The 21,431-nt window shown below is 69.8% G+C and carries 22 protein-coding genes and 1 tRNA gene; 14 read left to right on the top strand and 9 right to left on the bottom strand.

Annotated features, from left to right (window positions below; all coding sequences use genetic code 11):
- Positions 1–60 precede the first annotated feature (60 nt).
- From fdhE to RT97_RS33180, 7 genes are all read left to right on the top strand, one after another.
- Positions 61–1,092 (top strand): formate dehydrogenase accessory protein FdhE, encoded by a 1,032-nt coding sequence (gene fdhE, locus RT97_RS19965; protein WP_042580561.1) that lies wholly within the window; start codon positions 61–63, stop codon positions 1,090–1,092.
- The gene (selA, locus tag RT97_RS19960; protein ID WP_042580560.1) at positions 1,092–2,540 is read left to right on the top strand and encodes an L-seryl-tRNA(Sec) selenium transferase; all 1,449 of its coding nucleotides are present in this window, start codon (positions 1,092–1,094) and stop codon (positions 2,538–2,540) included. Before fdhE ends, selA begins: the two co-directional genes overlap by 1 nt.
- 35 nt (positions 2,541–2,575) lie before the next feature.
- A complete protein-coding gene (locus tag RT97_RS19955; protein WP_042580559.1) occupies positions 2,576–3,691 on the top strand; it encodes an acyl-CoA dehydrogenase family protein in 1,116 nt (371 codons plus the stop codon).
- A gap of 13 nt (positions 3,692–3,704) precedes the next feature.
- Complete coding sequence (locus tag RT97_RS19950) at positions 3,705–4,565, top strand: phosphate/phosphite/phosphonate ABC transporter substrate-binding protein (protein WP_042580558.1); 861 nt, start codon at positions 3,705–3,707, stop codon at positions 4,563–4,565.
- Positions 4,531–5,745: a ferritin-like domain-containing protein gene (locus tag RT97_RS19945; RefSeq protein WP_042580557.1), complete on the top strand. Its 1,215-nt coding sequence runs from the start codon at positions 4,531–4,533 to the stop codon at positions 5,743–5,745. Before RT97_RS19950 ends, RT97_RS19945 begins: the two co-directional genes overlap by 35 nt.
- Positions 5,746–5,758: 13 nt before the next feature.
- Entirely contained in the window at positions 5,759–7,654 is a 1,896-nt protein-coding gene (selB, locus tag RT97_RS19940) for a selenocysteine-specific translation elongation factor (RefSeq protein WP_042580556.1), read from the top strand.
- Between the two features lie 11 nt (positions 7,655–7,665).
- Positions 7,666–7,758: transfer RNA gene (locus RT97_RS33180), tRNA-Sec, on the top strand.
- A gap of 147 nt (positions 7,759–7,905) precedes the next feature.
- Here the strand turns inward: RT97_RS33180 and selD are convergent.
- On the bottom strand, positions 7,906–8,985 hold the full coding sequence (gene selD / locus RT97_RS19935) for a selenide, water dikinase SelD (protein WP_042580555.1): 1,080 nt from the start codon (positions 8,983–8,985) through the stop codon (positions 7,906–7,908).
- Positions 8,986–9,090: 105 nt separating this feature from the next.
- On the opposite strand from selD, the gene RT97_RS19930 reads away from it, so the two are divergent.
- The 5 genes from RT97_RS19930 (at position 9,091) to mnmH (ending at position 13,636) form a co-directional block, all read left to right on the top strand.
- Positions 9,091–9,945: a putative selenate ABC transporter substrate-binding protein gene (locus RT97_RS19930; protein ID WP_042580554.1), complete on the top strand. Its 855-nt coding sequence runs from the start codon at positions 9,091–9,093 to the stop codon at positions 9,943–9,945.
- A gap of 142 nt (positions 9,946–10,087) precedes the next feature.
- The gene (locus RT97_RS19925; protein ID WP_042580553.1) at positions 10,088–10,900 is read left to right on the top strand and encodes a phosphonate ABC transporter ATP-binding protein; all 813 of its coding nucleotides are present in this window, start codon (positions 10,088–10,090) and stop codon (positions 10,898–10,900) included.
- A 41-nt stretch (positions 10,901–10,941) separates the two neighbouring features.
- Entirely contained in the window at positions 10,942–11,733 is a 792-nt protein-coding gene (locus tag RT97_RS19920; protein WP_042580616.1) for a PhnE/PtxC family ABC transporter permease, read from the top strand.
- The gene (gene phnE, locus RT97_RS19915) at positions 11,730–12,527 is read left to right on the top strand and encodes a phosphonate ABC transporter, permease protein PhnE (protein WP_042580552.1); all 798 of its coding nucleotides are present in this window, start codon (positions 11,730–11,732) and stop codon (positions 12,525–12,527) included. The genes RT97_RS19920 and phnE overlap by 4 nt, the downstream gene beginning before the upstream one ends.
- 38 nt (positions 12,528–12,565) lie before the next feature.
- Positions 12,566–13,636 (top strand): tRNA 2-selenouridine(34) synthase MnmH, encoded by a 1,071-nt coding sequence (mnmH, locus tag RT97_RS19910; RefSeq protein WP_042580551.1) that lies wholly within the window; start codon positions 12,566–12,568, stop codon positions 13,634–13,636.
- On the opposite strand, the gene fdhD is transcribed toward mnmH, so the two are convergent.
- The 6 genes from fdhD to modB form a co-directional block, all read right to left on the bottom strand.
- Positions 13,570–14,487 carry a formate dehydrogenase accessory sulfurtransferase FdhD gene (gene fdhD, locus RT97_RS19905; protein WP_155403848.1) on the bottom strand — a complete coding sequence of 306 codons (918 nt, stop codon included), beginning with the start codon at positions 14,485–14,487 and terminating at the stop codon, positions 13,570–13,572. The genes mnmH and fdhD overlap by 67 nt on opposite strands.
- A 31-nt stretch (positions 14,488–14,518) precedes the next feature.
- Positions 14,519–14,806: a hypothetical protein gene (locus RT97_RS19900; protein ID WP_042580550.1), complete on the bottom strand. Its 288-nt coding sequence runs from the start codon at positions 14,804–14,806 to the stop codon at positions 14,519–14,521.
- Positions 14,807–14,861: 55 nt separating this feature from the next.
- Positions 14,862–17,216, bottom strand: a complete 2,355-nt coding sequence (locus tag RT97_RS19895) for an FdhF/YdeP family oxidoreductase (RefSeq protein ID WP_042580549.1) — start codon at positions 17,214–17,216, stop codon at positions 14,862–14,864.
- Between the two features lie 82 nt (positions 17,217–17,298).
- On the bottom strand, positions 17,299–18,090 hold the full coding sequence (locus tag RT97_RS19890) for an ABC transporter ATP-binding protein (protein WP_042580548.1): 792 nt from the start codon (positions 18,088–18,090) through the stop codon (positions 17,299–17,301).
- Complete coding sequence (gene modA, locus RT97_RS19885; RefSeq protein ID WP_042580547.1) at positions 18,087–18,836, bottom strand: molybdate ABC transporter substrate-binding protein; 750 nt, start codon at positions 18,834–18,836, stop codon at positions 18,087–18,089. The genes RT97_RS19890 and modA overlap by 4 nt, the downstream gene beginning before the upstream one ends.
- Before the next feature lie 32 nt (positions 18,837–18,868).
- Complete coding sequence (modB, locus tag RT97_RS19880) at positions 18,869–19,552, bottom strand: molybdate ABC transporter permease subunit (RefSeq protein ID WP_042580546.1); 684 nt, start codon at positions 19,550–19,552, stop codon at positions 18,869–18,871.
- Between the two features lie 110 nt (positions 19,553–19,662).
- On the opposite strand from modB, the gene RT97_RS19875 reads away from it, so the two are divergent.
- Both RT97_RS19875 and RT97_RS19870 read left to right on the top strand, forming a co-directional pair.
- Positions 19,663–19,902, top strand: coding sequence for a hypothetical protein (locus RT97_RS19875; protein ID WP_042580545.1), 240 nt, complete (start codon positions 19,663–19,665; stop codon positions 19,900–19,902).
- Between the two features lie 17 nt (positions 19,903–19,919).
- On the top strand, positions 19,920–20,579 hold the full coding sequence (locus RT97_RS19870) for a nitroreductase family protein (protein ID WP_253278273.1): 660 nt from the start codon (positions 19,920–19,922) through the stop codon (positions 20,577–20,579).
- On the opposite strand, the gene tsaA is transcribed toward RT97_RS19870, so the two are convergent.
- Both tsaA and RT97_RS19860 read right to left on the bottom strand, forming a co-directional pair.
- A complete protein-coding gene (gene tsaA / locus RT97_RS19865) occupies positions 20,540–21,034 on the bottom strand; it encodes a tRNA (N6-threonylcarbamoyladenosine(37)-N6)-methyltransferase TrmO (protein ID WP_042580544.1) in 495 nt (164 codons plus the stop codon). The genes RT97_RS19870 and tsaA overlap by 40 nt on opposite strands.
- Positions 21,031–21,378 carry a winged helix-turn-helix domain-containing protein gene (locus RT97_RS19860; protein ID WP_042580543.1) on the bottom strand — a complete coding sequence of 116 codons (348 nt, stop codon included), beginning with the start codon at positions 21,376–21,378 and terminating at the stop codon, positions 21,031–21,033. Before RT97_RS19860 ends, tsaA begins: the two co-directional genes overlap by 4 nt.
- Positions 21,379–21,431 lie beyond the last annotated feature (53 nt).

Here is a 21,431-nt window from a genome sequence, read left to right as displayed (position 1 = left end):
GCCTTCCGCCGGAAGGGGAAGGAGCAAGACAATCGACAGGATCGCTGTAGAGTGCGCGCAATGAACAGCCCTTCCGGTTCTTCGCCGCCATTGCGCACCACGCGCGTCCTCGACCCCGAGCAGATCGCCATGCAGGCCGGGCGGCAGATGCCGTTCCTTCGCCTGCCCGTGCGCGCCGCGGTGTTCTCCGACCGGCAGCTGCGGCTGCGCCAGCTCGCGGCCTCGCATCCGATGCGCGAGTACCTGATCTTCATCGCCGACCTCGCGCAGGCGCAGCACCAGGTGCTGCAGGACTATCCGGCCGTCGCGCTCCCCGAATCCGAAGCGCTCGAAGCCGCCGCGAAGGTGCTCAAGCCGCCGATGCCCGCGTTCGGCTGGACACGCGATGCGGTGTGGCGCGCGCAGCTGCGGCGCCTGCTCGGCCTCTTCCGCGCGCGCCTGCCCGAAGGCCCGGCACGCGACACGCTCGACCGCGTGGTGGCCGCCGACGACGCCTGGCTCGACCAGCAGGCCGACCTGCTCTCGCGCCGCATCATGTTCGGGCTCGACCTGGCCGCGGCGCCGTTGATCGCCTCCGGTCTCCAGGCCTACTGGACGCAGCTCGTGCTGCAGGTGGCCGAGCGCAATGGCGAGAGCATTTTCGGCCGGACCGACCCCGGCAACGAGTGCCCCTGCTGCGGCAGCGTGCCCACCGTGAGCATCACGCGCATCGGCGCGGACGAGGCGGGCTTTCGCTACCTGCACTGCTCGCTGTGCAGCACCGAGTGGCACTACGTGCGCATCAAGTGCACGCACTGCGAAAGCACCAAGGGCATCCACTTCGAATCGCTCACGCCCGAGCCCGGCATCGAACTGCCCGCCACCGGCGTGCGCGAAGGCGCGGTGAAGGCCGAGTGCTGCGACAGCTGCGGCCACTACTTGAAGCAGATCGCGATGGAGCGGGACCCCGAGGTCGAACCCGTCGCCGACGACCTGGCGAGCATCACGCTCGACCTGCTGGTCTCCGAAGCCGGCCACCAGCGCAGCGGCCACAACCTGATGCTGCTGTTCGGCGACCCTGAAGAAATCCTCGACGACGGCGGAGGCGGCTGATGGCGGCGCCCGAAGAGTCCGTGGTCCACGGCTCGACGGCAAGGCCCCAGGATCTGCCTTCTGTCGATCAACTGCTGCGCGCCGGCGCGCCGCGCGCCCTGCTGGCCGAGCACGGCCGCACCCTCGTCGTCGGTGAAGCGCGCGCGCTGCTCGAAGCGCTTCGCGCGCGGGCCGTGGCCGGCACGCTCTCCATGGCGCAAGTGCAGCCGCAAGCGCTGAGCGATGCACTCGCCATTCGTGTGCAAGGCCGTCTTGCGCCGCGCATGCGCGCTGTGCTGAACCTCACCGGCACCGTCATCCACACCAACCTCGGCCGCGCGCTGCTGGCCGATTCGGCATTGCAGCGCCTGCTCGCAGTGATGACCTCGCCCAACAACCTCGAGTACGACCTGGCCACCGGCAGCCGCGGCGACCGCGATTCGCTGGTCGAGGAACTGCTGTGCACCATCACCGGCGCCGAAGCCGCGACGGTGGTCAACAACAACGCGGCTGCGGTGCTGCTCACCATCGCGGCGCTCGCGCGCGACCGCGAAGTGATCGTCTCTCGCGGCGAGCTGGTCGAAATCGGCGGCGCCTTCCGCATGCCCGACGTGATGGCCAGCGCCGGCGCGCGCATGGTCGAAGTGGGCACCACCAACCGTACGCATCCGCAGGACTACGAGCGCGCCATCAACGCGCAGACCGCCCTGGTGATGAAGGTACACACCAGCAACTACGCGGTGCAGGGCTTCACCGCCGCAGTGGACGAGGCCACGCTCGCCGGCATAGCGCATGCGCGCGGCGTGCCGCTGGCCACGGACCTCGGCAGCGGCTCGCTCGTCGACCTGGCGCACTACGGCCTGCCGCGCGAGCCGCTGCCGCAGGAGATGCTCGCGGCCGGCTGCGACGTCGTCACCTTCTCCGGCGACAAGCTGCTGGGTGGCCCGCAGGCCGGGCTCATCGTCGGCAGCAAGGAGGCTGTGGGGCGCATCCGCAAGTTCCCGATGAAGCGGGCGCTGCGCATGAGCAAGCTGCCGCTGGCCGCGCTCGAAGCGACGCTCGCGCTCTACCTGCGGCCCGAGCGGCTTGCGAACGACCTGCCGACGCTGCGCCTGCTCACACGCCCTGCCGACGCGATCCGCAAGATGGCCGAGGCGCTCCTGCCTGCCGTGCAGGCGGCCGTGTCGCCGCGATTCACCGTCGAGGTGGTGCCGCTGCTCGGCCAGATCGGATCGGGCTCGCTCCCGGTGGAGCGCCTGCCCTCCGCGGGCCTTGCGATCGCGCCGGCCGGCACCGCGAAGAAGGGCCTGGGCACGGCACTCGACAAGCTCGCCACCGCGCTGCGCGGCCTGCCGCTTCCGGTGATCGGCCGCATCGCGGAAGACCGCCTCCTCCTCGACCTGCGCTGCCTCGAAGACAGCGCACCCTTCACGGCCCAGCTCGACGAACTTCGCGAGCGGCTGGTGTAACCCCCCGTCTGCAACCTCAACCCCAGGATAAAGCGATGAATCCCCTCGACGTGCTCGCCGGTATCGAAACGGAAACGCTGCAGCCATTGGCCCTGCGCACCGACAGCGAGGCGCGCTTTCCCCGAGAGACGATCCAGGCGCTGGGCAAGGCGGGCCTGCTCGGGCTGGTCTCGGCCACGTCGGTCGGCGGCCAGGGCCTGGGGCTGAAGGAAGCCGCGCAGGTGGTCTCGCGCATCGCGCAGACCTGCCCCTCCACGGCGATGGTGGTGTGCATGCACTACTGCGCCACCGCCGTGCTGGAGCAGCAGGGTCCCGAGGCTGTGCGCAAGGCCATCGCCGAAGGCAGGCACCTGGGCACCCTCGCCTTCTCCGAAGCCGATTCGCGCAGCCACTTCTGGGCGCCCACGGGCACTGCCCGCGCGGACGGCGCGAACGTGGTGCTCGATGCGCGCAAGAGCTGGGTCACCTCGGCCTTCGAGGCCGACAGCTATGTCTGGTCGAGCAAGCCGCTTGCGGCCGACGGCGCGAGCACGCTGTGGCTGGTCGATGCGAAGTCCGATGGCCTCAGCCAACCCGGCCGCTTCGACGGCCTGGGCCTGCGCGGCAACGCCTCCACGCCCATCACCGCGGCGAACGTGCGCATCGGCGCCGACGCGCGCCTGGGCGAAGACGGAAAGGGCTTCGACACGATGATGGGCGTGGTGCTGCCCTGGTTCTCGGTGCTCAGCGCCGCATGCTCCGTGGGCCTCATGGAAGGCGCGTTGAGCCGCGCCATCGGCCATGTGAGCCAGACGAAGCACGTGCACCTGGATTCGTCGCTGGCCGACCTGCCCACCATCCGCGCCTACCTCGCGCGCGCCCGCATCAAGACCGACATGGTGCAGACGCTGCTCGACGACACCGTGGCCGCCATCGGCGCGGGCCGCGCCGACACCATGCTGCGCGTGCTCGAGGTGAAGGCGGCCGCGGCGGAAACCGCGCTCGAAGTGACCGACATCGCCATGCGCGTGTGCGGCGGCGCGGCCTTCCGCAAGGAGGCCGGCATCGAACGCCTGTTCCGCGACGCGCGCGCGTCGAGCGTGATGGCGCCCACTTCCGACGTGCTCTACGACTTCATCGGCAAGGCCATCACCGGCCTGCCGCTGTTCTGAAAGACTTCCTGCCATGTCCGAACCGACGTTGATCATGGGCGCCGTCGCCTACGCGCCCAAGGTCGTCACCATCTGGGAAGGCTTCAAGGCCTTCTTCGCCAAGAACGGCCTGCCCTTCGACTACGTGCTGTATTCGAACTACGAAAAGCAGGTCGAGGCGCAGTTCGACGGCACGCTCCACCTGGCGTGGAACTCGCCGCTCGCCTGGGTGCGCGCCGACCGCATCGCGCGCAGCCGCGGCCAGAAGGTGCATGCCGTCGCAATGCGCGATACCGACTGCGACCTGCGCTCGGCCATCGTGGTGCGCGCCGACAGCCCGATCCAGGCGCTGGCCGACCTGCGCGGCAAGACGGTGGGCGTGGGCGCGCTCGATTCGCCGCAGGCCACGCTGATCCCTCTCGACCACCTGCGCCGGGAAGGCCTCGTGAAGCCGCGCGACTTTCTGCTGCGCTACTTCGACGTGCTCGGCGGCAAGCACGGCGACCACATCGGCGGCGAGCGCGATGCGGCGGTGGCGCTGATGGCCGGCGAGGTCGATGCGTGCTGCCTCATCGACGGCAACCACCTGGCTTTCGGGCTGGACGGCACGCTGCCTTCGGGCAGCACGCGCGTCATCGCGCGCACCGGTGCCTACGACCACTGCAACTTCACCACCAGCCCGGGCGCGCCCGCCGAATTGATCGAGCGTTTCGTCGCGCTGCTGATGGCGATGCGCTGGGACGACCCGCAGGTGCGGCCGCTGCTCGAACTCGAGGGCCTGCGCGAATGGCGCGCGGGGCGCACCAGCGGCTACGCGCTGCTCGAGCGTGCGGTGGACGACGAGAACTTCTACAGCCGCGATGGCGCCATCCTCAACCCCGACTATCGATATTGAGTCGCTGGGCCTGGACCAAGGCGCCCTGCTGCTCATTCGCCGCGCGCTGGCCGAACGGCCGGTGGGGGGCGAACTGCAGGTGCGCGGGCGCTCGCCCGACTGGGAAATGCACCTTCAAGCCTGGTGCCGCAGCCAGGGGCATCCCCTGCGCTTCGACACCGTCGACGGACAGCCGCAAGCCCGCATCACGCGCGGCCCGCATGCCGAGGGCCGATGGCGCGACGCGCAGGCGACGGGCACCGCACTCGGCGACATCAACGGCGCGCCCGCCGACGATGCCGAAGCCGGCTGGGGGCTGGCCGCGCGCGGCGCTACCGTCGAGGCGGGAAGTCCGAATTTCTTCTTTGCATTGCACCGCCGCCACGAGCTCTGGGCCGCGACGGCGGGCGAGCTCTATCGGCAAGCCGCGGCAGCCCAGTGGGACCCGGCCACGGCCATCGAATGGGACGCCGATTTCGAACTGCCGCCCGCCATCGAAACCGCCGTGGTCCAGGTGATGACGTACCTCATCGAGAACGAGAACGCCGCGCTGCTGGTGCCCGCGCGGCACCTCGGGCAGATCCACCCGCACTTTCGCGAGGTGCTGCAAGTGCTGGCGCTGCAGTGCGCCGACGAGGCGCGGCACGTCGAGGTGTTCACGCGGCGCGCCACGCTGCGCGGCCACGAGCCCGCGCTCTCGACGGCGGGCGGGCAGGCGTCGCTGCGCACGCTGTTCGATGCGCCGGATTTCTCGGTCGCCACCTTTTTGCTCGCCGTGCTGGGCGAAGGCAGCTTCGTGAACCTGCTGAACTTCCTGCAGGCGAACGCGCCCGACCCGGTGACGCGCCAGATCGCGCGGCTCACCGCGCGCGACGAGGCGCGGCACGTGGCCTTCGGCATGGCGCACCTGGAATACCGGCTCTCGGTGCAGCCCGACTACCAATCGAAGTTGCGCAACGCGATCGAGGTGCGCTACGACGCGCTGGCCAGCACCGCGGGGCTCAACGAGGAAGTGTTCGATGCGCTGGTGCTGCTCGCGGCCGGCGAGCTCTCGCCCGCCGCCATCGCGCGTGGCCACGCGGCCGTGCAGCAACTGCAGCGCGACATGGCAGCCGGCCGGCGTGCGCGCCTCGCGCGGCTGGGCTTCGACCGCGACGAGGCGGAGCGGCTGTCCGCGCTGCACACGCGCAACTTCATGTGACGAGGCCGACGCGATGATCATCGGCACCGCAGGCCACATCGACCACGGCAAGACCACGCTGGTGCGCGCCCTCACCGGCGTGGACACCGACCGGCTGCCCGAAGAAAAACGGCGCGGCATCTCCATCGAGCTGGGCTATGCGTACCTGCACGCGCCCGATGGCGTGTCGCTCGGCTTCGTCGACGTGCCGGGACACGAGCGCCTGCTGCACACCATGCTGGCCGGCGCGACCGGCATCGACCATGCGCTGCTCGTGGTGGCGGCCGACGACGGCGTGATGCCGCAGACGCGCGAGCACCTGGCCGTGGTGGCGCTGCTCGGCGTGCGCGATGCCACGGTGGCGATCACCAAGGCCGACCGCGTGGACGCCACGAGGATCGCGCAGGTGCGGGCGGAGGTTGCGGCGCTGCTCGCACCCACACCGCTGGCGGATGCGCCGGTGCTCGCGGTGTCGGCCACCACCGGCGAAGGCATCGACGCGCTGCGCACGCGACTGCTCGAGGTCGCGCGCGAGGAGCGTGCGCGCGAAGAGGGCCTCGCCTTTCGCCTTGCCGTCGATCGCGCCTTCACGCTCGCGGGCGTCGGCACCGTGGTGACCGGCACGGTCTTCAGCGGCACGGTGCGCATCGGCGACGAGCTGCGGCTCGGGCCCGGCGAGCGCTCGGTGCGGGTGCGCGGCATCCACGCACAGAACCAGCAGGCCGAGTCGGCGCATGCGGGTCAACGCTGCGCGCTCGCATTGGCGGGTGTGACCAAGGACGAGGCGCACCGCGGCGACTGGGTCTGCACGCCGTCCATCGCGCTCGCGACCGACCGCATCGACGTGCTGCTCACGCTGTGGCCCGACGAGGCCAAGTCGCTGCGTTCGGGCGCGACGGTGCATGCACACCTCGGCGCGAGCGACGTGATGGCGTCGATCGCGCTGCTCGACCGCGACACGCTCGCGCCCGGCGAAACCGCCGTGGCCCAGCTGGTGCTGCGCGAGAAGGTCGGCGCCTGGCATGGCGACCGCGGCGTGCTGCGCGATGCATCGGCCACGCGCACCGTGGCGGGCGTGTGCGTGCTCGATCCTTTCGCGCCGGTGCGCTACCGGCGCACGCCTGAGAGGCTGCGCACGCTGGCTGCCTGGGCCATCGACGAACGGGCGGATCGCGTTGCGGCGCTGCTGCAGAACGCGCCGCTCGGTGTCGATGCGGCGCAGGTGGCTCGCGCGCTTTCGCTGGCGGACGCCGCGGCTTTGCCCTTGCCAGTCGATGCGGTGCGCATCGGGCATACAGCCATCGCGCAGGAACACCTGGCAGCGCTCGAAGCGCAGATCGCCGAACGCCTCGCGGAATTCCATCGCACGGCGCCCGACGAAGTCGGCCCCGACGCACGCCGCCTCAAGCGGCTTGCCGGCCCGCGCACCGACGATGCGTTGTGGCGCCATGCACTCGATGCGCTCATCGCGCGCGGCGCGCTCGTGCGCAGCGGCACCTGGCTGCACCTGCCCGACCACGCGGCGCGGCTCAACGAGGTGGAGCAGAAGCTCGCGCAGAAACTGCTGCCCAGGCTGGCCGACGGCGGTTTCGATCCGCCCTGGGTGCGCGACCTCGCCAAGGACACCGGTGCGAGCGAGGCGATGGTGCGCCAGACGCTCGCGAGCCTCGCGCGACGCGGCGAGACCTTCCAGGTGGTGAAGGACTTGTACTATCCGCTGGCGACCGTCGAGCGGCTGGCCGCCCTGGCGCGCGATTGCCTCGCCCAGCCCGAGGGCTTGCAGGCCGCGAGTTTTCGCGACGCGACGGGGCTGGGGCGCAAGCGCGCGATCCAGCTGCTGGAATTTTTCGATCGTGTGGGCTATACGCGGCGCGTGAAAGACACGCACCTGCTGCGGCCCGATACGTCGCTGTTCGGGGCGAGCCCGTGAGCAGCGTCCATGGGAGGGGATCGTCCCTGGTGGGGCGGCTGGGCTTCAAACCCAGTGGGTGGCGCCATGCGTCGCCGGGAAGGTTCGACTCCTTCCCCCTTCCGCCGTTCTTGTCTTTGTCTTGCTCCTTCCCCTTCCGGGGGAAGGTTGGGATGGGGGCTAGCGGCGCTTGCGATACGGCAGCGCTTGATCGGCGGCCGCTTGCCCCCACCCCAGCCCTCCCCCGGAAGGGGAGGGAGACATACAGGGGCTCAGGGCACAACGCGCAGCGCGGGCTTTCCCGCCTCGACACGGCCGATCACAGCCGCTTCTGCAAACCCTTCCTTGCGGAAGATCTCCAGCACCGCATCGACCGCCTCGGGCGCGCAGCTCACGAGCAAGCCACCCGACGTCTGCGGATCGCTCAGCAGGTTCTGCGCGGTGGGCGGCAGGCCCGCGGCCAGTTCGACCTCGGCGCCGTAGCCCGACCAGTTGCGGCCCGATGCGCCGGTGACGAAACCCTCGGCGGCCATCGCGGCCACGTTGTCGAGCAGCGGCACCTTCGACCATTCGACGACGGCGGCGAGCTTCGCGCCGCGCGCGAGTTCGAGCGCGTGGCCGGCGAGGCCGAAGCCCGTCACGTCGGTCAGCGCATGCACGCCTTCGAGCGCCGAGAGCGCGATGCCGGGGGTGTTGAGCTTGGTGGTGTTCTCGATCAGCTGCCGGTAGCCGGCTTCAGACAACTGCTCCTTCTTGAGCGCCGCCGACAGCACGCCCACGCCCAGCGGCTTGCCCAGCACCAGCACGTCGCCGGCCTTCGCATCGGCATTGCGGCGCACGCGGTCCGGATGCACCAGGCCCATCGCGACGAGGCCGTAGATGGGCTCGACCGAATCGATGGTGTGACCGCCTGCGATCGGGATGCCCGCCGCGCGGCACACGTCCTGCCCGCCGCGCACGATCTCGGCGATCACTTCCACGGGCAGCTGGTTGATCGGCATGGCCACGAGCGCCAGCGCCATGATCGGCCGGCCGCCCATCGCGTACACGTCGCTGATGGCGTTGGTGGCCGCGATGCGCCCGAACTCGTAGGGGTCGTCCACGATCGGCATGAAGAAGTCGGTGGTGGCGATGAGCGCCTGCTCGTCGTTGAGCCTGTAGACTGCCGCGTCGTCGGCGGTCTCGATGCCCACCATGAGCTCGGGCGGGATCATTCCCCCCGCGTGGTTCTTCAAGATCTGCGACAGCACGCCGGGCGCGATCTTGCAGCCGCAGCCGCCACCATGCGAGAAGCTGGTGAGCCGCAGCGGCGCCAGCGGGTTCAGGAGCTTGGAAGTTGCGGCATCGGTCATGGCGGCTATCGGGTCGGATGAGATAAGCCGCGATTATCGAAGCCCCGCCCGTGCTGCGCCCACGCCCTTGAATACACCCCTTTTTTCACCACCCAAAGCCTTCCCATGAACAAGCTCTCCCGACTGGCGCTCGCGCTGACCGTTTCCCTCGCCAGCTTCGGCGCGCTCGCCCAGGGCGTGCTGCGCGTCTCTGCCATTCCCGACGAGGCGCCCACCGAGCTGCAGCGCAAGTTCACGCCGCTGGGTGACTACCTCAAGAAGGAAACCGGCATGGACGTGCAGTTCACGCCCGTGACCGACTACGCCGCCGTGGTCGAAGGCCTCGCGACGAACAAGATCGACATGGCCTGGCTCGGCGGCTTCACCTTCGTGCAGGCGCGCATCCGCACCAACGGTGGTGCGGTGCCGATCGTGCAGCGCGCGGAGGACGAGGTGTTCACCAGCAAGTTCATCGTGCCCACCGACAGCACCGCCAAGACGCTGGCCGACCTGAAGGGCAAGACCTTCGCGTTCGGCGCGCCCGCCTCCACCTCGGGCAGCCTGATGCCGCGCTACTTTTTGCTGCAGGCCGGCATCAACCCCGAGAAGGACTTCAAGACGGTCGCGTTCTCCGGTGCGCATGACGCCACCGTGGCCTTCGTTGCCGCATCGCGCGCTGAAGCGGGCGTGCTCAACGCCTCGGTCTGGGACAAGCTGGTCGAGTCGAAGAACCCGAATGCCGCCAAGGTGCGCGTTCTCGCGACCACGCCGACCTACTACGACTACAACTGGACGGTGCGCCCGGGCATGGACCCGGCGCTGCAGAAGAAGCTGACGGATGCGTTCCTCAAGCTCGACCCGGCCAACCCGGCGCACAAGGAAATCATGGCGCTGCAGCGCGCGAGCAAGTTCATCCCGACCAAGTCGTCGAACTACGACGGGATCGAGACGGCGGGCAAATCGGCCGGTCTCATCAAGTGAGATCGAGCGTGGGGGAGTCGCCCTCACCCCAGCCCTCTCCCGCAAGCGGGAGAGGGAGCAAATCGGGGCCCGGCTGTAGGCCCCCTCTCCCGCTTGCGGGAGAGGGTAGGGGTGAGGGAGCAGCGTCGGAAAGACCTGCCGCGTGAGCTTCTCCCTCGACACCATCGGCGTCGTCCATCCCAACGGCCAGCGCGCGCTGGCCGGGGTGACGCTGGCCGCGCGCGATGGCGAGCGCATCGCCGTCATCGGGCCTTCGGGCGCCGGCAAGACCACGCTGCTGCGCGTGCTCGGGGCCGCATTGCGACCTGGCGAAGGCGATGTGCAGACGCTGGGCGCGAAGCCGTGGCAATTGCCGGCCGGTGCACTGAAAAAGCTGCGCGCGCGCATCGGCACCGTGCACCAGGCACCGCCGATCGCGCCGCGCCTGCGCGTGGTGACCGCGGTGCTGGCGGGCCGCCTGGGCGAGTGGTCGGTACTTCGTGCGCTGGGTTCTCTCTTCCATCCTTCCGACATCGCGGGCGCGCACGAAGTGCTCTCGCGCCTCTCGCTCGAAGACCGCCTCTTCGACCGCTGCGACCGCCTCTCGGGCGGTCAACTGCAGCGCGTGGGCATCGCGCGCGTGCTGTACCAGCGCCCGGCCCTGCTGTTGGCCGACGAACCCGTCTCCGCGCTCGACCCGACGCTCGCCGATGTCGCCATCGGCCAGCTCGTCGCGCAGAGCGAAGCGACGGGCGCCACGCTGGTCGCCTCGCTGCATGCGGTGGACCTCGCGCTGCGCTGGTTTCCGCGCGTCGTCGGCATGCGCAACGGGCAGGTGATGTTCGACCTGCCGACCGCCGAGGTCACACCCGCGATGCTCGATGCGCTCTATGCGAGCGAAGGCGGCGTGGCGGTGCAACGGGCGCCTCAGCCCGTCGCCGCTGAAGCGGCCTTCCAGCGCCCGGACTGTCCGTGAACACCGCCACCACCGCCGTCGTCCACCGCGACCCGCAGGCAATGCGGCGGCTGGGCTTCTGGCTCGCCGCGCTCGTCATCGCGTGGCCGATGCTGGCGCTCTCGGAGTTCAAGCCGTGGGCGCTGTTCGGCAGCGGCAACCTTGCAGTGATCGGCGGTTTTCTCGCGGGCTTCTTTCCGCCCGCCGGCTCGCCCGATTTCCTCGCCTTGCTCGCCAAGGCCACGCTGGAGACGCTGGCCATGGCCACGGCCGGCACCGCGCTCGCGTTGCTGATCGGCGCGCCGCTCGCGTTCGTGACGACGCGCGCCCTCTCCATCTCGCGCATCGGTCCGGGGCCGGGGCGCGTGCAGGCCGGCATCGTGCGGCAGGCCGCGCGCTGGCTGCTGATGGTTCTGCGCGCCATTCCCGAAATCGTCTGGGCGCTGCTCTTCGTGCGCGCGCTCGGCCTCGGCCCCGCGGCCGGCGTGCTGGCGCTGGCCATCACCTACGGCGGCATGCTCGGCAAGGTCTATGCGGAGATCCTCGAGTCGACCGACACGCGCCCCGCGCGCGCGCTGCTCGAGGGCGGCAGCGGCCGGCTCGCGGCGCTTTGCTACGGCCTCCTGCCGCACACCGCGCAGGAGCTGGCCTCGTACACCGTGTACCGCTGGGAATGCGCGGTGCGCGCCTCGGTGGTGATGGGCTTCGTCGGCGCCGGCGGCCTCGGGCAGTTGATGGACCAGTCGATGAAGATGCTCAACGGCGGCGAGGCGAGCAGCATCCTGCTCGTGTTTCTCGCGCTCGTGCTGCTGGCCGACGTGATGAGCAATGCGCTCAGGAGGCTGCTCGCATGAACAACCTCCCGCCGCGTCCGCCGCCGTGCCTGCGCTGCTGGTTCGCCGTGGGGCTGATCGCGGTGGCGGTCGTCGCGAGCTTCGTCTACCTCGGCATTGACTACCGCGCGCTGGGCTCGGCCGAATCGCTGCAGTTGATGGGCAAGTTCATCGCCGAGTTCTTCCCGCCCGACGTGTCGCCGGACTTCCTCGGGAAGGTCGGCCACGGTGCGCTGCAGACGTTGGCGGTGTCCGCCCTCGGAACGGTGCTGGCCGCAGTCGCGGGTGCCGGGCTCGCGCTGCCTGCCTCGGGCCGGGCGGGATGGCTGCCGCGCCACGTCGCGCGCTTCATCCTCAACTTCCTGCGCAGCGTGCCCGAGCTGGTGTGGGCCGCGCTCATGGTGCTGGCCGCCGGCATCGGGCCCTTCGCGGGGGCGCTCGCGCTCGCGCTGCACACGACCGGCGTGCTGGGCCGCCTCTTCGCCGAGGCACTGGAAAACGCGCCGCGCGAGCCCGAACACGCGCTCACGCTCTCGGGCGCCGGCCCGGTCGCCGCCTTCAGCTACGCGAGCCTGCCGATCGTGCTGCCGCAGTGGGTCGCCTACACGCTCTACCGCTGGGAGATGAACATCCGCATGGCCGCGGTGCTCGGCTTCGTGGGCGGCGGCGGGCTGGGGCAACTGCTGTACTTCCACCTGTCGATCTTCCAGCAGCAGCAGGCGATGACGGTGCTGATCGCGATGTTCGTGCTGGTGACGGTGGTGGACTTTGCGAGCGCTCGCTTGCGCAAGGGACTGGGGCCAGCCTACGCCTGACGCCTCGGGGCGACAATCGGGGGCATGAGGTTCCTGCCATGAGTCATCGCCAGCCCGTGCGGGTCGGCGACCGCCACGCCTTCGACACGATCATCGACGCCCGCTCGCCGGCCGAGTTCGCGCTCGACCACATTCCCGGTGCCATCAACTGCCCGGTGCTCGACGACGAGGAGCGCCGCATCGTCGGCACCGTCTACGTGCAGACCGGCGCTTTCGAGGCACGGCGCATCGGCGGCGCGATGGTCGCGGCCAACATCGCCAGGCATCTGCGCGACACGCTCGCCGACCGGCCCGAAAAATGGAAGCCGCTGGTCTATTGCTGGCGCGGCGGCATGCGCAGCGGCTCGATGGTGACGTGGCTGCGGCTCGTGGGCTGGGACGCGCAGCAGCTCGCCGGCGGCTACAAGAGCTTTCGCCGCCACGTCATTTCGCAGATCGATTCGCTGACGCCGCAGCTGGACCTGCGCGTGATCTGCGGCGCCACCGGCAGCGCGAAGACGCGCGTGCTGCATGCGCTGGCCGAGCGCGGCGAGCAGGTGCTCGACCTGGAAGACTTCGCGAACCACAAGGGCTCGCTGCTCGGCTCGCTGCCCGGCGTGCCGCAGCCTTCGCAAAAGCATTTCGAGACGCGCATCGCGACCGTGCTCGAAGCCATCGACCTGAAGCGCCCGCTGTACGTGGAAGGCGAGAGCATCCGCATCGGCCGACTCTCCCTGCCGCTGTCGCTCGTGGCGCAGATGCGCGCAGCGCCCTGCATCGAGGTCGCGGCCACGCCGGAGGCGCGGCTCGATTACCTGCTGCGCGACTACGCCTACCTTGGCGACGACCGCGACGCGCTAGCCGACAAGCTCGGCGTTCTCAAGGAACTGCAGGGCAAGGAAACGGTGGCGCGCTGGCAGCAATGGGCGCAAGAAGCCAACCTGCCGAAGCTCTTCGCCGAACTGATGACGCTGCACTACGACCCGCATTACCAGAAGTCGCAGGAGCTTCACTTCAAGGCCTGGGAGCGCCGCCGCAGCGTGGCGGCAAGCGACTTGAGTGATCAGGGTATCGAGGCGGTGGCTGAGGCGGTGCGCGCGTTCGAAGGTGGTGGCAGCCCGTCCGCATAGAGCACGCCACGCGGCGCGCGGCACAGCCCCCAGAAGCGCAGGCCGCTGAGCTCGGCCATGCGCACACCCATGGCAGTGGGCGCAGAGATCGTCGCCATCGCCGCAATGCCCAGGCGCCCGCACTTGCGCACGAGTTCGTGGCTGCCGCGGCTGGACATCAGCACGAAGCCCGGCTCTTCGAGACGCCCCGCCCGCGCGAGCCGGCCGAGCAGCTTGTCGAGCGCGTTGTGACGGCCCACGTCTTCCATCACGTCGGTGAGGTCGCCCTCTACCGTGGCCCAGCCCGCGGCGTGGATGGCGCCGGCTTCGGCATTGAGCACCTGGCGCGCGGGCAGCGCGGCAAAGGCGCGCAGCACGGTGTCGAGGTCGATGCGTTCGATCCACTCGCGCGGCGGCACCGGCTGCGGGGTGATGTCCAGGCCCGCGAAGCTCTCGACGCCGCACACGCCACAGCCCGTGCGGCCCGCGAGGCTGCGGCGGCGGCCCTTCAGGCGCTCGAAGCTGCGGGTGGAAATTTCCAGCTGCACCTCGATGCCGGGCATGCCTTCGGGCAGGCCTGCCGCCATCGCGTCGATGGTCTGCACCTCGATGCCGCGGCAGTCGGCCGCACTGTCCAGGATGCCTTCGCTGAGCGCGAAGCCGAGCGCGAAGTCTTCGAGGTCGAGCGGCGTGGCCATCATCACCGCGTGCGAGACGCCGTTGAAGACCAGCGCGACAGGCACCTCTGCCGCCAGCGTGTCGTCGCGCACCGCGCCTTCGGGGGCGACGCCGCGTTCGCCGAACACGCGCACGGCGTGCCGCGAGAGCGATGGCAGGGTGTCTTCGGAATCGGCGAGGTCGGGCTGGGACATGGTGGCTCCGGATAGGCCGGCCATTGTCCGCTCAGCCGGCGTTTTCGTCAGCCGGGGGGAGCGTTTGAACCTGCGCGCGACCGGGGGCTTCGAGGTGCGCGACCCAGCGGTCGTCGTGCTGCTCCACGCGCACCCAGCCGGGACCGCGCACGCCGCCGATGGCGGCATCGCCCATCAGCGTGAGCCGGCGCATCAGCACGCTCGCGCCTTGGCCCAGGCGCTTGCCCAGGCGCGGCAGCGACACGCCGGCGCCCGCCGGCTCCTGCGCGAGCATGCGCAGGATGGCGACCGAGAGGCTGTCTTCGAGCAATGCGCTCATTCGAAACCCTCCGCGCTCCCCGCTGCGGTATTCGCCTTGGGAGCGGCCCGGCGGCTCATGCGGTTGCAACCATGCCGTCCGCCGCGTCCTCCGACAGCTTCTGGATCGGCGGCTCATGCGGCACCAGCACCACCGGAATGGACTTGGACGTCGGCGTGCCCGCGTTCTCGGCCACGGCCGACAGCGGCACCAGCGGATTGGTCTCGGGGTAATAGGCCGCGATGTTGCCGCGCGGAATGTCGTAAGCCACCAACTTGAAGCGGTCGGCGCGGCGTTCCTGGCCGTCGTTCCACACGGTCTGCAGGTCGACCCAGTCGCCGTCCTTCATGCCGAGTGCGCGGATGTCCTCGGCGTGGATGAAGACCACGCGGCGCTGGCCGAAAACGCCGCGGTAGCGGTCGTCCATGCCGTAGATGGTGGTGTTGTACTGATCGTGCGAGCGCGTGGTGAAGAGCGTGAAGACCTGCGTGTCGCGGATGCGCGCGCGCGCCCGGTGCGAAGGCGTGTCTCGCGGCACGGCGTGCGTGAAGAACACGGCCTTCTTCGAGGCCGTGGCCCACACGCGTTCGCTCGCGGTATTGCGAAGGCGAAAGCCGCCGGGCTTGGCGACGCGGGTGTTGAAGTCCTTGAAGTCGTCGAACACGGCTTCGATCTTGTCGCGGATGCGCGCGTAGTCCTCGATGAGCCAGAGCCACGGCGTGCTGCTGCGCGCGCCGATGGTCGCGGCCGCCAGGCGCGCCACGATGGCCGGTTCCGACAGCAGTTGCTCGGAGGCCGGCGGGTTGATGCCCATCGAGATGTGCACCATGCTCATCGAGTCTTCCACCGTCACGCCCTGCGGGCCGGCGGCCTGTATGTCGATCTCGGTGCGGCCCAGGCACGGCAGGATCAGCGCCTCGCGCCCGTGCACGATGTGGCTGCGGTTGAGCTTGGTGGTCACGTGCACCGTGAGGTCGCACTGCTGCAGGCCCTTCCAGGTCTGGTAGGTGTCGGGCGTGGCGGCGGCGAAGTTGCCGCCGAGCGCGAAGAACACGCGGCCCTTGCCGTCGAGCATCGCCTGGATCGCCTCGACCGTGTCCAGGCCGTTCTGGCGCGGCGGCTCGAAACCGAACACCTGCTGCAGCCGGTCGAGCAGCGCCACCGGCGGCTTCTCCCAGATGCCCATGGTGCGGTCGCCCTGTACGTTGCTGTGGCCGCGCACCGGGCAGGCGCCCGCGCCTTCGCGGCCCATGTGGCCGCACAGCATGAGCCAGTTGACGATCATCTGGATGGTCGCCACCGAGTGCTGGTGCTGCGTGATGCCCATGCCCCAGCAGGCGATGACCTTCCTGGCGCCCAGGTACACCTCGGCCGCGGCGCGCAGTTGTTCTTGCGTGAGGCCCGATTCCTGCACCAGCACATCCCACGACTCGGCGCGCAGGTCGTCCGCAAGCGACTCGAAGCCGGTCGTGTGCGTGGCGATGAAGGCGTGGTCGAGCACCGACGCTTCGCCGCGCGCGACGAGCGCGTCTTCGCGCTCGATGACGTGCTTCATCATCCCCTTCACGGCAGCGAAGTCGCCGCCCACACGCAGCTGGAAGTAGTGCGTGCTGATGGGCGTGGAGCCCAGGGTGGCCATCTCCAGCTTGTCCTGCGGATCGGCGAAGCGCTCCAGGCCGCGCTCGCGCAGCGGGTTGAAGCTCACGATGCGCGCGCCGCGCTTGGATGCCGCGCGCAGCTCGCCGAGCATGCGCGGATGGTTGGTGCCGGGGTTCTGGCCGAAGATGAAGATGGCGTCGGCCTTCTCGAAATCTTCCAGCGTGACCGTGCCCTTGCCCACGCCGATCTGCGGGCGCATGCCGCTGCCGCTGGGCTCGTGGCACATGTTCGAGCAATCGGGGAAATTGTTGGTGCCGTACTCGCGCACGAAGAGCTGGTACAGGAACGCCGCCTCGTTGCTCGCGCGGCCCGAGGTGTAGAAGATGGCCTGGTTCGGATCGGGCAGCGCGTTCAGGTGGCGCGCGATCAGCGCGAAGGCGTCGTCCCAATCGATGGGCACATACTTGTCGCTCGCCGCGTCGTAGGCCATCGGGTGCGTGAGGCGGCCCTGGTCTTCGAGCCAGAAATCGCTCTGCTCGGCCAGTTGCGCCACGGTGTGCTTGGCAAAGAGCTCCGGGCCGGCGCGGCGCGCGGTGGCTTCGGCAGCCACGGCCTTCACACCGTTCTCGCAGAACTCGAAGGTGGATGCGTGGTTGCGGTCGGGCCAGGCGCAGCCGGGGCAGTCGAAGCCGTCGGGCTGGTTGGCCGAGAGCAGCGTCTTGGCGCCCTTGAGGGGAATGTCCTGCCGCAGCAGCGCGTTCGTCACGCTGCGAAGTGCACCCCAGCCACCTGCGGGGCCCTTGTAAAACTCGATCTTCTGCTCACTGCTCATGCGGGCGAGTGTTCGCCGCGGGCCCCGGGAGCGTCAAATTGAATCGGGACATGCGGCGATTCAAAAAGGAAATGAAACGGCCTCAGCGGTCCGGCACGTCCTGCGTTAGCAGGCCGCGCAGCTTGCTGCGCAACGGCGTCTCCTCGACAGCCGGCACGCCTGCCACTTCACGCAGCGCGACGTCGCGGCTCTCGGCGGTGTGCAGGTCGATCTCGCGCACTACCTGTCCGTCCTTGTAGACGAAGGCCACGTCGGCGAGCGCGAGCACGTCCTCGATGTCGTGCGTGATCATGAGCACTGGAATGCCCCACTGGCGGCGCACTTGCGCGAGCTCTTCGCGCAGCTCGCTGCGCAGCATCGGGTTGAGGGCGGCGAAGGGTTCGTCGAGCAGCAAGACCTGCGGCTGGCAGGCCAGCGCCCGCGCGAGCGCCACGCGCTGTTGCTGGCCGCCTGAGAGTTTCTGCGGCCGGCTGTCGGCCAGACCGGCGAGGCCGAAGCCCTCGAGCAGGGCTTGCACCGTCTCCGCTTCCTTCGGCGGCAGCCGGCGGCGGCGCCACGAGGTGAGGCCGAAGGACACGTTCTCGCGCACCGTGAGGTGCGGGAACAGCGCGTAGTTCTGGAAGAGGTAGCCGATGCGCCGCTCGGGCGCCGGCACGTCGATACGCCGGGCCGCGTCGTAGAGCGTGCGACCGTCGAGCCGCACATGACCCGCGGACGGCTGCAGCAGGCCGGCGATCGCCTGCAGCGTGAGCGACTTGCCCGCGCCCGAGGGGCCATAGAGCGCGGCGAAGGGGACGTCGGTCTGAAAACGCGCGGCGAGGTCGAAGCGGCGCGCCCCGTCCTGCACCGTAAGTTTTAGATCGACGTCGATCATGGCTTGCCGAATCCGTAGCGGGCGAGCACTTCCTGCGCGGCGTCGGTCGCGAGGAAATTCAGGAAGTCGGTGGCCACGGCCTTCTGCTTGCTCTCGGCCACCACCGCGATCGGGTAGGTGACGGGGCTGCTGCCCGAGGGCGAGAGCACGATCCTGACCTTGTCGCCCGCCACCGCCGCATCGGTGCGGTAGACGAAGCCGGCCTCGACCTCGCCGCGGCTCACGTAGTCGAGCACCTGGCGCACGCTGTCGGCCTGCACGAACTTGGGTTCGAGCGCGGTCCAGAGGTTGGCGCCATCGAGCACCTGCTTGGTGTAGCGGCCGACCGGCACGGTGGCGGTCTTGCCGACGGCGATTTTCTTGACGCTGGCGCCGGTCAGGTCCTGCAGCGACTTGACGCCCACGCCGTCTTTCGCGGGCTCGATCAGCACGAGGCTGTTGGTCACGAAGTCCTTGCGGGTGCCGGTGTCGATGAGCTTCTGCTCGACGCCGCGGTTCATGGTTTCCTGGTCGGCACTCGCGAACACGTCCACCGGCGCGCCCTGCCCGATCTGCTGCAGCAGCACGCCCGAGGCGGCGAAGTTGAAGCGTACCGTGGCGCCGGGCTTGGCGGCCTCGAATTTCGGGCCGATTTCCTTGAACGCGTCGGTCAGGCTCGCGGCCGCGGACACGGTGATCTGCTGCGCGGCGGCGGCCAGCGGCAGGGCCAAGGCAACGACAAGGGACAAGAGGCGGAACGGGCGCATGGGTATCTCCTGGGGATTATTGAAGATCGAATTCAGCGAAGCGAGAAGAAGCGGTTGGAAAGCACCAGCACGGTGATCGACAGCACCGAGGTCACGATCACCAGCAGCAGCGCCAGGTCGTCGTGCCCGGCCTGCACCGCGTCGTAGATGGCCATCGAGAGCGTCTGGGTCTGTTTGGGGATCGAGCCCGCCACCATCAGCGAGGCGCCGAATTCGCCCATGGCCCGCGCGAAGGCGAGCAGCGTGCCGGCCAGGATGCCGGGCCAGGCGAGCGGCAGGGTCACGCGCAGGAAGACCGAGAACGGCGACTGCCGCAGCGTGCTGGCCGCGGCTTCGAGCGAGCGGTCGACGTTCGCGAATGCCGCGCTCGCCGACTTGAGCACCAGCGGCAGCGCGACCACGGCCGAAGCCACCACGGCGCCGTGCCAGCTGAAGATGATGGTGTAGTCCAGGTGCTCGCGCAGCCACGCGCCCAGCGGGCTGCGGCGGCCGGCCGCGACCAGGATGGCATAGCCGATCACCGTGGGCGGCAGCACCAGCGGCAGCATGAACACGGCCTCCAGCACGGTGCGGCCGAAGAAGCGCTTGCGCGCGAACACCCAGCCCAGCGCCACGCCCGCGATCAGCGCCAGCACGGTCGCGACCGCGGCGACCTTGAGCGACAGGACCAGGGGCGACCAGTCGGTCGAGGCGATGAGTGAGCTCGTCGTGTTCATGAAAATACGGCGCGATTGTTACACGGTGAGCCCTAACGTTCTCACGGGGGTGCGCGAATTGCGCAGTCTTCATATACTGGCGAACATAGCGTTGCAACACCTGCAAGCCCATGCGCCCTTCTTCCCACGACACCGTCGTCCGTTCGATCTCCGGCAGGCCGGAGCTTCGGCACGTGACGCAGGTGCAGGAATGGCGCATCGAACGCGCGATGGACTCCGACAGCTTCGTGATCTCCATCATCGCGCCCGGGGGCGAGAGCCAGTCCTTCCTCGTTGCGCAGGCCGACGCGCACGACATCGGCGAGGTCCTGCGCCGCAAGGCCGTGTGGGCCGACCGCCAGGAGCAATGACACCAATGTGGCGGCACATGACGGGTGCGGAACGCATCCTCGAAGTCCTGCTGACGCGGCGCTCGGTGTCGCCGCGCCGGCTGCAGCAGCCCGGCCCCAATCCCGACGAGCTCGACGGCATCCTGCAGGCGGGCCTGCGCGCGCCGGACCACGGCGGACTGCATCCCTGGCGCGTGATCGAGTTCCGCCCGCAGAACCGCGAGGCGCTGGCCTGGTGCTTCGAGCAGGAGAAGCTCAGGCGCGATCCGCTGGCAAGCCCCGCGGACCTGAAGCGTGCGCGCGAACACGCGACGCGGCCGCCGCTCTTGCTCGGGTTCGTGGTGTCGCCGCGCGAGCGCAGCAAGATCCCCGGCCGCGAGCAGTGGCTGTGTGCGGGCGCGGCGCTGGGCAACATCCTGAGCGCGGCGCACCAGCTGGGCTACGGCGCGATCGTGCTGAGCGGCGAGCGCTGCTTCGACGAGACGCTGGCGCGGCAGGTCGGTGTGCAGCCCGGCGAATACCTGGCCGGCTTCATCAGCGTGGGCACCATCCACGAAGCGCCGCCGCAGGCGCGCGAGTCGCTCTCGCAGGACGTGTGGTCGTGCTGGCAGGGCAACGACCTGGCGCTGGGGCCGGACAACCTCCCGGCCCCGCCCGATCAGCCCATCCTGCCGTCGGACCGGATGCCCGGCAGCTGATCGAGCTTTGCGCCGAACCAGCCGACGCGCCCGGTCTCGCGCACGTCGAACCGGGGCACGTAGGGCTTGATGTCGAGCACGGGCGTGCCGTCCATCATGTCGTTGCCGCTGAAGTGCAGCGTCGTGCCTTCCACCGACACCAGCCGCACGATCGACAGGCCCAGCCGGTTCGGGCGCGCCGGCGCGCGCGTGGCGAAGACGCCATGCGATTCGTCGTCGAGAAAGGGCACCACCTCCAGCCGCTCGTGCGCGCACTGGTGCAGGTGGGTGATGAGGATCAGGTACTCGAAGCCCTCGATGTCCCGAAGGCCCGGCGCGAACTCGGCGAACACTTCCAGGCGCCCCTGCTCGTCGGGCGCGCCGGCCGTCTGGATCGGCATGCCGGTGGCCTCGGTGAAGCGGCTGCGCACCACGCCGACGGGGCGGGAGACGACCGGGTCGGCGCAAGAAGTCATGGTGCCAGCAGCCGGGTCAGCGCGCGAATGTCGGCGGCCGTTGCCAGCTTCGCGGCGTTCTCGATCGCCCGGTAGTGCTTGACGATTTCCTCGCCCACCGGCGTGAGCGCCGTGCCGCCGCCGCGCGAGCCGCCGGCTGCGGTGTTCACCGCGGGCGAGGTCAGGGCCTTGTTCATCTCGTCGACCAGCATCCAGGCGCGGCGGTACGACATGCCCAGGAGGCGCGCCGCGGCGGAAATCGAACCGGTCTCGGCCACCGCCTCGAGCACGGCGATCTTGCCGGGGCCGATGGCGATGGTGTCGTCCCGATAGACGCGCAGGCGGAACTGGACTTTGGATTTCATCTTGGCGCGAAGGGTAAACCATGCGGGGCCATCGGCGCTATGTCGGGCCGGAA

This window comes from Variovorax paradoxus (assembly GCF_000834655.1).
GTDB classification, from domain to species: Bacteria; Pseudomonadota; Gammaproteobacteria; order Burkholderiales; family Burkholderiaceae_C; genus Variovorax; species Variovorax paradoxus_F.
Note: the sequence above shows the minus strand (reverse complement) of the source record. Positions and strands in the feature narration are given on the sequence as shown.

Excerpts from the sequence above, each read along its gene's own strand:
- fdhE (WP_042580561.1), top strand. The coding sequence starts at position 61 with ATGAACAGCCCTTCCGGTTCTTCGCCGCCATTGCGCACCACGCGCGTC.
- selA (WP_042580560.1), top strand. The coding sequence starts at position 1,092 with ATGGCGGCGCCCGAAGAGTCCGTGGTCCACGGCTCGACGGCAAGGCCC.
- RT97_RS19955 (WP_042580559.1), top strand. The coding sequence starts at position 2,576 with ATGAATCCCCTCGACGTGCTCGCCGGTATCGAAACGGAAACGCTGCAG.
- RT97_RS19950 (WP_042580558.1), top strand. The coding sequence starts at position 3,705 with ATGTCCGAACCGACGTTGATCATGGGCGCCGTCGCCTACGCGCCCAAG.
- RT97_RS19945 (WP_042580557.1), top strand. The coding sequence starts at position 4,531 with ATGGCGCCATCCTCAACCCCGACTATCGATATTGAGTCGCTGGGCCTG.
- selB (WP_042580556.1), top strand. The coding sequence starts at position 5,759 with ATGATCATCGGCACCGCAGGCCACATCGACCACGGCAAGACCACGCTG.
- selD (WP_042580555.1), bottom strand. The coding sequence starts at position 8,985 with ATGACCGATGCCGCAACTTCCAAGCTCCTGAACCCGCTGGCGCCGCTG.
- RT97_RS19930 (WP_042580554.1), top strand. The coding sequence starts at position 9,091 with ATGAACAAGCTCTCCCGACTGGCGCTCGCGCTGACCGTTTCCCTCGCC.
- RT97_RS19920 (WP_042580616.1), top strand. The coding sequence starts at position 10,942 with ATGCGGCGGCTGGGCTTCTGGCTCGCCGCGCTCGTCATCGCGTGGCCG.
- phnE (WP_042580552.1), top strand. The coding sequence starts at position 11,730 with ATGAACAACCTCCCGCCGCGTCCGCCGCCGTGCCTGCGCTGCTGGTTC.
- mnmH (WP_042580551.1), top strand. The coding sequence starts at position 12,566 with ATGAGTCATCGCCAGCCCGTGCGGGTCGGCGACCGCCACGCCTTCGAC.
- fdhD (WP_155403848.1), bottom strand. The coding sequence starts at position 14,487 with ATGTCCCAGCCCGACCTCGCCGATTCCGAAGACACCCTGCCATCGCTC.
- RT97_RS19900 (WP_042580550.1), bottom strand. The coding sequence starts at position 14,806 with ATGAGCGCATTGCTCGAAGACAGCCTCTCGGTCGCCATCCTGCGCATG.
- RT97_RS19895 (WP_042580549.1), bottom strand. The coding sequence starts at position 17,216 with ATGAGCAGTGAGCAGAAGATCGAGTTTTACAAGGGCCCCGCAGGTGGC.
- RT97_RS19890 (WP_042580548.1), bottom strand. The coding sequence starts at position 18,090 with ATGATCGACGTCGATCTAAAACTTACGGTGCAGGACGGGGCGCGCCGC.
- modA (WP_042580547.1), bottom strand. The coding sequence starts at position 18,836 with ATGCGCCCGTTCCGCCTCTTGTCCCTTGTCGTTGCCTTGGCCCTGCCG.
- modB (WP_042580546.1), bottom strand. The coding sequence starts at position 19,552 with ATGAACACGACGAGCTCACTCATCGCCTCGACCGACTGGTCGCCCCTG.
- RT97_RS19875 (WP_042580545.1), top strand. The coding sequence starts at position 19,663 with ATGCGCCCTTCTTCCCACGACACCGTCGTCCGTTCGATCTCCGGCAGG.
- RT97_RS19870 (WP_253278273.1), top strand. The coding sequence starts at position 19,920 with ATGACGGGTGCGGAACGCATCCTCGAAGTCCTGCTGACGCGGCGCTCG.
- tsaA (WP_042580544.1), bottom strand. The coding sequence starts at position 21,034 with ATGACTTCTTGCGCCGACCCGGTCGTCTCCCGCCCCGTCGGCGTGGTG.
- RT97_RS19860 (WP_042580543.1), bottom strand. The coding sequence starts at position 21,378 with ATGAAATCCAAAGTCCAGTTCCGCCTGCGCGTCTATCGGGACGACACC.